At 41.2% G+C, this 13,481-nt stretch carries 5 protein-coding genes and 10 pseudogenes; 14 read left to right on the plus strand and 1 reads right to left on the minus strand.

The features are described 5' to 3' along the window. The first annotated feature begins 7 nt into the window (after positions 1 to 7). Positions 8 to 2,039 (plus strand): annotated as a pseudogene (locus QMQ21_RS05115) (glucosaminidase domain-containing protein). 60 nt (positions 2,040 to 2,099) lie between these two features. Here the strand turns inward: QMQ21_RS05115 and pavA are convergent. Beyond that, positions 2,100 to 3,754: pseudogene (gene pavA / locus QMQ21_RS05120) on the minus strand (Rqc2 family fibronectin-binding protein PavA). Positions 3,755 to 3,858: 104 nt separating this feature from the next. Here pavA and ybeY point away from each other — a divergent pair. From ybeY to QMQ21_RS05185, 13 genes and pseudogenes are all read left to right on the plus strand, one after another. Further along, positions 3,859 to 4,354 (plus strand): annotated as a pseudogene (gene ybeY / locus QMQ21_RS05125) (rRNA maturation RNase YbeY). Next, a pseudogene (locus QMQ21_RS05130) lies at positions 4,335 to 4,729 on the plus strand (diacylglycerol kinase family protein). The pseudogenes ybeY and QMQ21_RS05130 overlap by 20 nt, the downstream one beginning before the upstream one ends. A gap of 16 nt (positions 4,730 to 4,745) precedes the next feature. Continuing rightward, positions 4,746 to 5,645, plus strand: coding sequence for a GTPase Era (gene era / locus QMQ21_RS05135; RefSeq protein WP_000143269.1), 900 nt, complete (start codon positions 4,746 to 4,748; stop codon positions 5,643 to 5,645). Between the two features lie 48 nt (positions 5,646 to 5,693). Beyond that, complete coding sequence (gene mutM / locus QMQ21_RS05140; protein ID WP_001114616.1) at positions 5,694 to 6,518, plus strand: DNA-formamidopyrimidine glycosylase; 825 nt, start codon at positions 5,694 to 5,696, stop codon at positions 6,516 to 6,518. Next, positions 6,518 to 7,123, plus strand: coding sequence for a dephospho-CoA kinase (gene coaE, locus QMQ21_RS05145; RefSeq protein ID WP_261814021.1), 606 nt, complete (start codon positions 6,518 to 6,520; stop codon positions 7,121 to 7,123). The genes mutM and coaE overlap by 1 nt, the downstream gene beginning before the upstream one ends. Further along, positions 7,110 to 8,291, plus strand: a pseudogene (gene pmrA / locus QMQ21_RS05150) (multidrug efflux MFS transporter PmrA); the annotation flags it as partial. The gene coaE and the pseudogene pmrA, both read left to right, overlap by 14 nt. 36 nt (positions 8,292 to 8,327) lie before the next feature. Next, positions 8,328 to 9,023: pseudogene (locus tag QMQ21_RS05155) on the plus strand (transposase family protein); the annotation flags it as partial. 104 nt (positions 9,024 to 9,127) lie between these two features. Then, a pseudogene (locus tag QMQ21_RS05160) lies at positions 9,128 to 9,235 on the plus strand (IS5/IS1182 family transposase); the annotation flags it as partial. 32 nt (positions 9,236 to 9,267) lie between these two features. Further along, a complete protein-coding gene (locus QMQ21_RS05165) occupies positions 9,268 to 10,095 on the plus strand; it encodes an HAD family hydrolase (protein WP_000153523.1) in 828 nt (275 codons plus the stop codon). 49 nt (positions 10,096 to 10,144) lie between these two features. Next, positions 10,145 to 10,731: pseudogene (locus QMQ21_RS05170) on the plus strand (SGNH/GDSL hydrolase family protein). Between the two features lie 83 nt (positions 10,732 to 10,814). After that, positions 10,815 to 11,539, plus strand: a pseudogene (locus QMQ21_RS05175) (CppA family protein). Then, positions 11,536 to 12,471: a serine hydrolase domain-containing protein gene (locus tag QMQ21_RS05180; RefSeq protein ID WP_261814023.1), complete on the plus strand. Its 936-nt coding sequence runs from the start codon at positions 11,536 to 11,538 to the stop codon at positions 12,469 to 12,471. The pseudogene QMQ21_RS05175 and the gene QMQ21_RS05180 overlap by 4 nt, the downstream one beginning before the upstream one ends. A gap of 8 nt (positions 12,472 to 12,479) precedes the next feature. Further along, positions 12,480 to 13,377 (plus strand): annotated as a pseudogene (locus QMQ21_RS05185) (DMT family transporter). The last annotated feature ends 104 nt before the right edge of the window (positions 13,378 to 13,481 follow it).

Genomic DNA, 13,481 nt, shown 5'->3' on the forward strand with positions numbered 1-13,481 from the left:
TTGTAATATGAATTTAGGAGAATTTTGGTACAATAAAATAAATAAGAACAGAGGAAGAAGGTTAATGAAGAAAGTAAGATTTATTTTTTTAGCTCTGCTATTTTTCTTAGCTAGTCCAGAGGGTGCAATGGCTAGTGATGGTACTTGGCAAGGAAAACAGTATCTGAAAGAAGATGGCAGTCAAGCAGCGAATGAGTGGGTTTTTGATACTCATTATCAATCTTGGTTCTATATAAAAGCAGATGCTAACTATGCTGAAAATGAATGGCTAAAGCAAGGTGACGACTATTTTTACCTCAAATCTGGTGGCTATATGGCCAAATCAGAATGGGTAGAAGACAAGGGAGCCTTTTATTATCTTGACCAAGATGGAAAGATGAAAAGAAATGCTTGGGTAGGAACTTCCTATGTTGGTGCAACAGGTGCCAAAGTAATGGAAGACTGGGTCTATGATTCTCAATACGATGCTTGGTTTTATATCAAAGCAGATGGCCAGCACGCAGAGAAAGAATGGCTCCAAATTAAAGGGAAGGATTATTATTTCAAATTATGGTTATCTACTGACAAGTCAGTGGATTAATCAAGCTTATGTGAATGCCAGTGGTGCCAAAGTACAGCAAGGTTGGCTTTTTGACAGACAATACCAATCTTGGTTTTACATCAAAGAAAATGGAAACCATGCTGATAAAGAATGGATTTTCGAGAATGGTCACTATTATTATCTAAAATCCTATGGCTACATGGCAGTCAATGAATGGATTTGGGATAAGGAATCTTGGTTTTATCTCAAATCTGATGGCAAAATGGCAGATAAAGAATGGGTCTACGATTCTCATAGTCAAGCTTGGTACTACTTCAAATCCTATGGCTACATGGCAGCCAATGAATGGATTTGGGATAAGGAGTCATGGTTTTACCTCAAGTCTGATGGCAAAATGGCTAAAAAAGAATGGGTCTACGATTCTAAAAGTCAAGCTTGGTACTACTTCAAATCCGGTGGCTACATGGCAGCCAATGAATGGATTTGGGATAAGGAGTCATGGTTTTACCTCAAGTCTGATGGCAAAATGGCTAAAAAAGAATGGGTCTACGATTCTAAAAGTCAAGCCTGGTACTACTTCAAATCCTATGGCTACATGGCGAAAAATGAGACAGTAGATGGTTATCAGCTTGGAAGCGATGGTAAATGGCGTGGAGAAAAAGCTACAAATGAAAATGCTGCTTATTATCAAGTAGTACCAGTCACAGCAAATATCTATAATGCAGATGGTGAAAAGCTCTCCTATATATCGCAAGCTAGTGTTGTTTGGCTAGATAAGGATAGAAAAAGTGATGACAAGCGCCTGGCTATTACTATTTCTGGTTTGTCAGGCTATATGAAAACAGAAGATTTACAAGCGCTAGATGCTAGTAAGGACTTTATCCCTTATTATGAGAGTGATGGCCACCGTTTTTATCACTATGTGGCTCAGAATGCTAGTATCCCAGTAGCTTCTCATCTTTCTGATATGGAAGTAGGCAAGAAATATTATTCGGCAGATGGCCTGCATTTTGATGGTTTTAAGCTTGAGAATCCCTTCCTTTTCAAAGATTTAACAGAGGCTACAAACTACAGTGCTGAAGAATTGGATAAGGTATTTAGTCTGTTAAATATTGACAATAGTCTCTTGGAAAATAAGGGAACTACCTTTAAGGAAGCCGAAGAACATTACCATATCAATGCTCTTTATCTCCTTGCCCATAGTGCCCTAGAAAGTAACTGGGGAAGAAGTAAAATTGCCAAAGATAAGAATAATTTCTTTGGCATTACAGCCTATGATACGACACCTTACCTTTCTGCTAAGACATTTGATGATGTGGATAAGGGAATTTTAGGTGCAACCAAGTGGATTAAGGAAAATTATATCGATAGGGGAAGAACTTTCCTTGGAAACAAGGCGTCTGGTATGAATGTAGAATATGCCTCAGACCCTTATTGGGGTGAAAAAATTGCTAGTGTGATGATGAAAATCAATGAGAAACTAGGTGGCAAAGATTAGTCCTATAATTGGATATGATTTGAGTGAATAGTATGTTAAAAATCCTGATTTTAAGTAAAATCAGGATTTTTTCATGGATACGATTTTTTCTGGGTCTGGTGTGACACGGAGGGTCTTTTGTCCTGTGTAGGTGACAAAGCCGGGTTTTCCACCAGTTGGTTTGTTGAGTTTCTTGATTTCAATCATATCTACCTGCACCAGATTTGACAGGCGACCTTGAGAGAAGTAGGCAGCTAGTTCTGCTGCTTCTGTCTTGACTTCATCAGATGGGTCAAGATTGCCTGAGATGACAACGTGGCTTCCAGGAATGTCCTTGGCATGGAACCAAAGTTCCTCTTTGCGTGCCATTTTAAAGGTTAGCTCCTCGTTTTGTAGGTTGTTTCGGCCGACATAGATGATGGTTTTGCCATCGCTTGCTAGATATTGTTCTGGTTTTTTGCGTTTCTGGATTTTCTCCCGCTGTCTTCTGCGGATAAAGCCAGTTTGAATCAATTCTTCACGGATTTCAGCGATTTCTTCCAGCCCAGCTTGGTTGAGGACGGTTTCTACACTTTCCAGATAGAGAATAGTGGCCTTGGTTTCCTCAATCAGATCAGTCAAGTATTTGACAGCTTCTTTGAGTTTCTGATACCGTTTAAAATAGCGTTGGGCATTTTGGTTGGGAGTCAAGGCCTTATCAAGCGCAATCGTGATAGGTTGGTTGGTGTAGTAGTTGTCTAGGATAACCTGGTCTTGGTCGTTAGGCACTTGGTGGAGGAAGGTTGTCAGCAATTCTCCTTTTTGACGAAATTCTTCAGCGTTGTCTGTCGCCAGTAACTCTTTTTCCTGTTTTTTCAGCTTATGTCGGTTTTTCTGAAGTTCATTTTCAACACGACGAATGAGTTCACTGGCTTGCTGTTTGACGCGGTCGCGTTCTGCCTTGTCCTTATAGTAGGTGTCCAGCAAATCAGAAAGACTGGTAAAAGGCTCTCCTACTTGATTTTTAAAAGGAACTGGACTGAAGGATGTCTCAGTCAAGCATGGCTGGGTTTCTTGATGGAAAAAGGTACGGAAAGTAGACAGTTTATCACTAACCAGAATCCTTTCCAATTCATTTGCCGTATCGCGTCCCAGACCTTGAAAGAGGCTTTGAAGATTTTTAGCTGTCGTTTCCTGTGTTTGCAGGATTTCAAAGAGTTTCTCGTCCTTGATAGTAAAAGGATTGAGAGATTCCGTACTTGGCGGAGCGATATAGGTCGATCCAGGAAGCAAGGTGCGGTAGCTATTTTGTGAAAAACCAACGTGTTTAATGACTTCGAGAATTTTGTGGCTACTTTTATCAACCAGTAGAATATTACTGTGTTTCCCCATAATCTCGATAATCAGGGTAGCCTGGATATGGTCTCCAATCTCGTTTTTATTGGAAACTGTCATTTCCACAATACGGTCATTTTCCACCTGCTCAATCGACTCAATCAGGGCCCCCTGTAAATACTTTCTCAAAACCATGATAAAGGTAGAAGGTTGGGCTGGATTTTCAAAAGTCGTTTGGGTCAGCTGAATGCGTCCAAAAACGGGATGGGCAGAAAGGAGCAGGCGGTGACTTTGGCGATTGCTGCGGATTTGCAAGACCAACTCTTGTTCAAAAGGCTGATTGATTTTCTGGATGCGACCATTCACTAATTCGCTTCGCAATTCCTCAACTATGTGGTGTAAAAAAATCCATCAAATGACATCGTTCTCTCCTTGTGATTGTATTCCATAGTATTATATCAAAAAGGTAGAATAAAATCATGGAAATGTGGTATAATAAAGCCAAGTAAAGAGAAACGAGAAGCACATGTATATTGAAATGGTAGATGAAACTGGTCAAGTTTCAAAAGAAATGTTGCAACAAACCCAAGAAATTTTGGAATTTGCAGCCCAAAAATTAGGAAAAGAAGACAAGGAGATGGCAGTCACTTTTGTGACCAATGAGCGTAGTCATGAACTTAATCTGGAGTACCGTGACACCGACCGTCCGACAGATGTCATTAGCCTTGAGTATAAACCAGAATTGGAAATTGCCTTTGACGAAGAGGATTTGCTTGAAAATCCAGAATTGACAGAGATGATGTCTGAGTTTGATGCCTATATTGGGGAATTGTTCATCTCTATCGATAAGGCTCATGAGCAGGCCGAAGAATATGGTCACAGCTTTGAGCGTGAGATGGGCTTCTTGGCAGTACACGGCTTTTTACATATTAACGGCTATGATCACTACACTCCAAGAAGAAGCGGAGATGTTCGGTTTACAAGAAGAAATTTTGACAGCCTATGGACTCACAAGACAATAAACGAAAATGGAAAAATCGTGACCTGATATCCAGTTTAGAATTTGCTTTGACAGGTATTTTTACTGCTATCAAGGAAGAACGCAATATGCGAAAACACGCAGTGACGGCTCTAGTGGTCATCCTTGCAGGTTTTGTTTTTCAGGTGTCACGAATCGAATGGCTCTTTCTCCTATTGAGCATTTTCTTGGTAGTAGCCTTTGAGATTATCAACTCTGCTATTGAAAATGTGGTGGATTTGGCCAGTCACTATCACTTTTCCATGCTGGCTAAAAATGCCAAGGATATGGCGGCTGGCGCGGTATTAGTGGTTTCTTTTTCGCAGCCTTAACAGGCGCATTAATTTTTCTCCCACGAATCTGGGATTTATTATTTTAAACAGTAAGAGGAAATTATGACTTTTAAATCAGGTTTTGTAGCCATTTTAGGACGTCCCAATGTTGGGAAGTCAACTTTTTTAAATCATGTCATGGGGCAAAAGATTGCCATCATGAGTGACAAGGCGCAGACAACGCGCAACAAAATTATGGGAATTTACACGACTGATAAAGAGCAAATCGTCTTTATCGATACGCCAGGAATTCACAAGCCTAAAACAGCTCTCGGAGATTTCATGGTTGAGTCTGCCTACAGTACCCTTCGCGAAGTGGATACCGTCCTTTTCATGGTGCCTGCTGATGAAGCGCGTGGTAAGGGGGACGATATGATTATCGAGCGTCTCAAGGCTACCAAGGTTCCTGTGATTTTGGTGGTGAATAAAATCGATAAGGTCCATCCAGACCAGCTCTTGTCTCAGATTGATGACTTCCGTAATCAAATAGACTTTAAGGAAATTGTTCCAATCTCAGCCCTTCAGGGAAATAATGTGTCTCGTCTAGTGGATATTTTGAGTGAAAATCTGGATGAAGGTTTCCAATATTTCCCGTCTGATCAAATCACAGATCATCCAGAACGTTTCTTAGTTTCAGAAATGGTTCGCGAGAAAGTCTTGCACCTAACTCGTGAAGAGATTCCGCATTCTGTAGCAGTAGTTGTTGACTGTATGAAACGAGACGAAGAGACAGACAAGGTTCACATCCGTGCAACCATCATGGTCGAGCGCGATAGCCAAAAAGGGATTATCATCGGTAAAGGTGGCGCTATGCTTAAGAAAATCGGTAGTATGGCCCGTCGTGATATCGAACTTATGCTAGGAGACAAGGTCTTCCTAGAAACCTGGGTCAAGGTCAAGAAAAACTGGCGCGATAAAAAGCTGGATTTAGCTGACTTTGGCTATAATGAAAAAGAATACTAAGTAGAGGTGGGCTCATGCCTGCTTCTTGTTTTTACAGAAGGAGGACTTATGCCTGAATTACCTGAGGTTGAAACCGTTCGTCGTGGCTTGGAAAAATTGATTTTGGGTAAGAAGATTTCGAGTATAGAAATTCGTTATCCCAAGATGATTAAGACGGATTTGGACGAGTTTCAAAGGGAAGTGCCTGGTCAGATTGTTGAGTCAATGGGACGTCGTGGTAAATATTTACTTTTCTGCCTGACAGAAAAGGTTTTGATTTCCCATCTGCGGATGGAGGGCAAGTATTTTTACTATCCAGACCAAGGACCTGAACGCAAGCATGCCCATGTTTTCTTTCAGTTTGAAGATGGTGGCACGCTTGTTTATGAGGATGTTCGCAAGTTTGGAACCATGGAACTCTTGGTGCCTGACCTTTTAGACGCCTACTTTATTTCTAAAAAATTAGGTCCTGAACCAAGCGAACAAGACTTTGATTTACAGGTCTTTCAATCTGCCCTTGCCAAGTCCAAAAAGCCTATCAAATCCCATCTCCTAGACCAGACCTTGGTAGCTGGACTTGGCAATATCTATGTGGATGAGGTTCTCTGGCGAGCTCAGGTTCATCCAGCTAGACCTTCCCAGACTTTGACAGCAGAAGAAGCGACTGCCATTCATGACCAGACCATTGCTGTTTTGGGCCAGGCTGTTGAAAAAGGTGGCTCCACCATTCGGACTTATACCAATGCCTTTGGGGAAGATGGAAGCATGCAGGACTTTCATCAGGTCTATGATAAGACTGGTCAAGAATGTGTACGCTGTGGTACCATCATTGAGAAAATTCAACTAGGCGGACGTGGAACCCACTTTTGTCCAAACTGTCAAAGGAGGGACTGATGGGAAAAATCATCGGAATCACTGGGGGAATTGCCTCAGGTAAGTCAACTGTGACAAATTTTCTAAGACAGCAAGGCTTTCAAGCAGTGGATGCCGACGCAGTCGTCCACCAACTACAGAAACCTGGTGGTCGTCTGTTTGAGGCTCTAGTACAGCACTTTGGGCAAGAAATCATTCTTGAAAACGGAGAACTCAATCGCCCTCTCCTAGCTAGTCTCATCTTTTCAAATCCTGAAGAGCAAAAATGGTCTAATCAAATTCAAGGGGAGATTATCCGTGAGGAACTGGCTACTTTGAGAGAACAGTTGGCTCAGACAGAAGAGATTTTCTTCATGGATATTCCCCTACTTTTTGAGCAGGACTACAGCGATTGGTTTGCTGAGACTTGGTTGGTCTATGTGGACCGAGATGCCCAAGTAGAACGCTTAATGAAAAGGGACCAGTTGTCCAAAGATGAAGCTGAGTCTCGTCTGGCAGCCCAGTGGCCTTTAGAAAAAAAGAAAGATTTGGCCAGCCAGGTTCTTGATAATAATGGCAATCATAACCAGCTTCTTAATCAAGTGCATATCCTTCTTGAGGGAGGTAGGCAAGATGACAGAGATTAACTGGAAGGATAATCTGCGTATTGCCTGGTTTGGTAATTTTCTGACAGGAGCCAGTATTTCTTTGGTTGTACCTTTTATGCCCATCTTCGTGGAAAATCTAGGTGTAGGGAGTCAGCAAGTCGCTTTTTATGCAGGCTTAGCAATTTCTGTCTCTGCTATTTCCGCGGCGCTCTTTTCTCCTATTTGGGGTATTCTTGCTGACAAATACGGCCGAAAACCCATGATGATTCGGGCAGGTCTTGCTATGACTATCACTATGGGAGGCTTGGCCTTTGTCCCAAATATCTATTGGTTAATCTTTCTTCGTTTACTAAACGGTGTATTTGCAGGTTTTGTTCCTAATGCAACGGCACTGATAGCCAGTCAGGTTCCCAAGGAGAAATCAGGCTCTGCCTTAGGTACTTTGTCTACAGGCGTAGTTGCATGCACTCTAACTGGTCCCTTTATTGGTGGCTTTATCGCAGAATTATTTGGCATTCGTACAGTTTTCTTACTGGTTGGTAGTTTTCTATTTTTAGCTGCTATTTTGACTATTTGCTTTATCAAGGAAGATTTTCAACCAGTAGCCAAGGAAAAGGCTATTCCAACAAAGGAATTATTTACCTCGGTTAAATATCCCTATCTTTTGCTCAATCTCTTTTTAACCAGTTTTGTCATCCAATTTTCAGCTCAATCGATTGGCCCTATTTTGGCTCTTTATGTACGCGACTTAGGGCAGACAGAGAATCTTCTTTTTGTCTCTGGTTTGATTGTGTCCAGTATGGGCTTTTCCAGTATGATGAGTGCAGGAGTCATGGGCAAGCTAGGTGACAAGGTGGGCAATCATCGTCTCTTGGTTGTCGCCCAGTTTTATTCAGTCATCATCTATCTCCTCTGTGCCAATGCCTCTAGCCCCCTTCAACTAGGACTCTATCGTTTCCTCTTTGGATTGGGAACCGGTGCCTTGATTCCTGGGGTTAATGCCCTACTCAGCAAAATGACTCCCAAAGCCGGCATTTCGAGGGTCTTTGCCTTCAATCAGGTATTCTTTTATCTGGGAGGTGTTGTTGGTCCCATGGCAGGTTCTGCAGTAGCAGGTCAATTTGGCTACCATGCTGTCTTTTATGCGACAAGCCTTTGTGTGGCCTTTAGTTGTCTCTTTAACCTGATTCAATTTCGAACATTATTAGACTTCCTGCGAAACAATATATGGTATAATAGTTCTATGGATTATGAAGCAAGTGAACAACTAACTGATGCACGATTTAAGCTCCTGGTTGGTGTTCAGTGCACGACTTTTGAAGAGATGTTAGCTGTATTAAAAAGAGATTATCAAGGTAAACACGCAAAAGGGGGACGAAAACCTAAACTAAGCCTAGAATACCTTCTTATGGCGACTTCAATATGTGCGAGAATATCGAACTTATGAAGAAATTGCGGCTGATCTTGGTATCCACGAAAGCAACTTAATCCGTCGGAGCCAATGGGTTGAAGTAACTCTTGTTCAAAGGTGGTGTTGCGATTTCAAGAACTCCTCTCAGTTCTGAGGACACGGTAATGATTGATGCGACGGAAGTAAAAATCAATCGTCCTAAAAAACAATTAGCGAATGATTCTGGTAAAAAGAAATGCCACGCTATGAAGGCTCAGGCGATTGTCACAAGCCAAGGGAGAATTGTTTCTTTGGAGATCACTGTGAACTATTGTCATGATATGAAGTTGTTCAAAATGAGTCGCAGAAATATCGGACAAGCTGGTAAAATCTTGTCTGACAGTGGTTATCAAGGGCTCATGAAGCTATATCCTCAAGCGCAAACTCCGAGGAAATCCAGCAAACTCAAGCCGCTAACAGCTGAAGAGAAAGCCTGTAACCATGCGCTATCTAAGGAGAGAATCAAGGTTGAGAATATTTTTGACAAAGTATAGTAGATTGAAACTAGAATAGTACACCTCTACTTCTAAAACATTGTTAGAAATCGATTTGACTGTCTTGATCGATTTGTCCTGTTCTTATTTCATTTCACTATAAAAACGTTTAAAATATCTTCAACAACCTATCGAAATCATCGTAAACACTTCGGATTACGAATGAATTTGATTGCTGGTATTATCAATCATGAACTAGGATTCTAGTTTTGCAGGAAGTCTAATCAAGAGGAAAGTAAATGACGATTAAGGTAATTGCGACAGATATGGATGGGACCTTGCTGGATGCTAGAGGCCAGCTTGATCTCCCACGCTTGGAAAAGATTGTGGATCAGTTGGATCAAAGGGGGATTCGTTTTGTCATCGCGACAGGGAATGAAATTCACCGCATGAGGCAACTACTGGAGCACTTGGTGGATCGAGTGGTTCTGGTTGTTGCCAATGGTGCTCATATTTTTGAAAACAATGAATTGATTCAGGCTCAGACTTGGGATGATGCCATTGTCGATAAGGCTTTGGCTCATTTCGAGGGTCGAGCGTGTCAGGATCAATTTGTTGTAACAGGGATGAAGGGTGGTTTCGTCAAGGAAGGTACCATTTTTACAGACCTTGAAAGTTTTATGACTCCAGAAATGATTGAAGAATTCTACCAACGAATGAATTTTGTGGATGAATTAACCTCTGACCTCTTTGGTGGTGTGCTCAAGATGAGTATGGTTGTTGGTGAGGAACGTTTGAATTCGGTATTGGAAGAAATCAATGACCTCTTTGATGGCCGTGTTCGGGCTGTATCGAGTGGCTATGGTTGCATTGATATCCTCCAAGCTGGAATTCATAAAGCATGGGGCTTGGAAGAATTACTCAAGCGTTGGGACTTGACCCCCCAACAAATCATGGCTTTTGGCGATAGTGAAAATGATGTTGAAATGCTTGAAATGGCTGGAATTGCCTATGCGATGGAAAATGCTGATGACAAAGCCAAAGCTGTGGCGACGGCTCTAGCGCCAGCCAATAGCCAAGGAGGAGTTTACCAAGTATTGGAAAACTGGTTAGAAAAAGGAGAATGAAGTAGCAGTACAGTTATTAGAAAATTGGTTACTAAAGGAACAAGAAAAAATCCAAACCAAGTATCGTCACCTAAATCAGGTTTCAGTTGTAGAGCCAGATATTCTTTTTATTGGGGATTCCATTGTCGAATATTATCCTCTGCAGGAGTTGTTTGGGACTTCAAAGACAATTGTCAATCGAGGAATTTGTGGCTATCAGACAGGACTGTTATTAGAGAATCTGGATGCGCATCTGTACGGTGGGGAGGTAGATAAAATTGTCCTTTTAATTGGGACGAACGATATTGGAAAAGATGTGCCTGTGAATGAGGCTCTCAATAATCTCGAAGCTATCATCAATCCATTGCTCGCGATTATTCACTGACTGAGATAAAATTACTTTCCATTTTGCCAGTTAATGAAGGCGAGGAGTATAAGCAGACAGTCTATATCCGCACGAATGAAAAAATTCAGAACAGGAATCACGCCTATCAAGAGCTTGCTTCTGCCTATATGCAGGTGGAATTTTTGTCAGTTTTTGACAGTTTGACAGACCAGGCGGGCCAACTAAAAAAAGAATATACAACTGATGGACTGCACCTCAGTGTTGCTGGTTATCAGGTTTTGACAAAAGCCTTGAAAGGCTATCTTTACTAAATAGCTAAATAAAGTTAAATTTGAGCATAATATCTTGTAAAAAATTCTAAAATCCTTTAAAATAAAAAGTGATGGAGGAATTTATGAATGTAAATCAGATTGTACGGATTATTCCTACTTTAAAAGTTAATAATAGAAAATTAAATGAAACATTTTATATTGAAACCCTTGGCATGAAGGCCTTGTTAGAGGAATCAGCCTTCCTATCACTAGGGGACCAAACAGGTCTTGAAAAGCTGGTTTTAGAAGAAGCACCAAGCATGCGTACTCGTAAGGTAGAGGGACGAAAAAATTGGCTAGATTGATTATCAAGGTGGAAAATCCCTTAGAAATCGAGGGACTCTTATCTAAAACAGATTCGATTCATCGATTATATAAAGGTCAAAATGGCTACGCTTTTGAAATTTTTTCACCAGAAGATGATTTGATTTTGATTCATGCAGAAGATGACAGAGCAAGTCTAGTAGAAGTAGGAGAAAAGCCTGAATTTCAAACAGATTTGGCATCAATCTCTTTAAGTAAATTTGAGATTTCTATGGAATTACATCTCCAAACTGATATCGAAAGTTTCTTGGAATCATCTGAAATTGGGGCATCCCTTGATTTTATTCCAGCTCAGGGGAAGGATTTGACTGTGGACAATACGGTTACCTGGGACTTATCTATGCTCAAGTTCTTGGTCAATGAACTAGATATATCAAGTCTTCGCCAGAAGTTTGAGTCTACAGAATATTTTATTCCTAAGTCTGAAAAATTCTTCCTTGGAAAAGATAGAAATAATGTTGAATTGTGGTTTGAAGAAGTATGAAGTGGACCCAGATTATTAAAAAAATAGAAGAACAAATCGAGGCAGGGATTTATCCCGGAGCCTCTTTTGCGTATTTTAAGGACAATCAATGGACGGAGTTCTATATTGGTCAGAGTCACCCAGAGCATGGCTTGCAGACTGAGGCAGGACTAGTTTATGACCTAGCTAGTGTCAGCAAGGTTGTTGGCGTTGGCACCGTTTTTACCTTCTTGTGGGAAAAAGGCAAATTAGATATTGACAGACCTATAACAGATTTTTTAGCTGAGAGTGATTATCCAGACATCACTATTCGCCAGCTCTTGACTCATGCAACAGACCTTGATCCTTTTATTCCTAATCGTGATCTTTTAACAGCCCCTGAATTAAAGGAAGCGATGTTTCATCTCAACAGACGAAGTCAGCCAGCCTTTCTTTATTCGGATGTCCATTTTTTGCTGTTGGGCTTTATTTTGGAAAGAATTTTTAATCAAGATTTGGATGTGATTTTACAAGAACAAGTTTGGAAACCGTGGGGAATGACGGAAACCCAATTTGGACCTGTTGAGCTTGCTGTTCCAACAGTTAGAGGTGTCGAGGCAGGTCTGGTACATGATCCCAAGGCTCGCCTCTTGGGCAGACATGCAGGTAGTGCTGGTTTGTTTTCGACTGTAAAGGATTTACAAATCTTTTTAGAACACTATTTAGCAGATGATTTTGCAAGAGATTTGAGTCAAAATTTTTCACCTTTGGATGACAAGGAACGTTCTTTGGCATGGAATTTGGAAGGAGATTGGCTAGACCATACGGGCTATACAGGTACCTTTATCATGTGGAATCGTCAGAAGCAAGAAGCGGCCATTTTCCTATCGAATCGTACCTATGAAAAGGATGAGAGGGCTCAATGGATTGTAGACCGCAATCAAGTGATGAACTTGATTCGCAAAGAAGAGTAAGGAGAGACATGTCAAATAGTTTAAAAGGGACTTTACTAACAGTTGTGGCAGGGATAGCTTGGGGCTTGTCAGGAACGAGTGGCCAATACCTGATGGCACACGGAATTTCAGCTCTGGTCTTGACCAACTTGCGCCTTTTAATCGCTGGTGGAATTCTCATGCTCTTGGCTTATGCCACTGCAAAGGATAAAATGCTGGCCTTTTTAACGGATAAGAAGAGTTTGCTGTCTCTTCTTATTTTTGCTCTAATTGGTCTATTCCTCAACCAATTCGCCTATCTAACTGCTATTCAGGAGACCAATGCAGGTACCGCGACAGTACTTCAGTATGTTTGTCCTGTCGGAATTTTGATTTATAGCTGTATCAAGGATAAGGTGGCACCGACACTGGGAGAGATTGTTTCTATCATATTAGCCATCGGAGGAACCTTCCTGATCGCAACACATGGGCAGGTGGACCAGTTATCCATGACACCTGCAGACCTGTTTTGGGGTCTCTTTTCTGCTCTGACTTACGCACTTTATATCATTTTACCCATAGCCTTGATTAAGAAGTGGGGGAGCAGTTTGGTCATTGGTGTGGGAATGGTTATAGCAGGTTTGGTTGCCCTTCCTTTTACAGGAGTTCTACAGACTACTATCCCAACAAGTCTTGATTTTCTCCTCGCTTTTGCGGGCATTATCCTTATCGGGACTGTCTTTGCCTATACAGCCTTTCTAAAAGGAGCCAGTCTGATTGGGCTAGGTCAAGTCAAGTTTGTTGGCTTCAATTGAGCCAATTTCGGCTGTTTTCTTTGCTTTCCTAATCATGAATGAACAATTTTATCCCATTGATTTTCTTGGTATGGCAATGATATTGTTTGCTGTAACCCTGATTTCTTTGAAAGATTTAGTCTTAGAAAAATAAAAAGACTCTTTGTCGTCCGTGACAGAGAGTTTTTGCGTAGTATTTTATACTCAATAAAAATCAAAGAGCAAACTAGGAAACTAGCCGCAGACTGTACTTGAGTA

Source organism: Streptococcus bouchesdurhonensis (assembly GCF_948472335.1).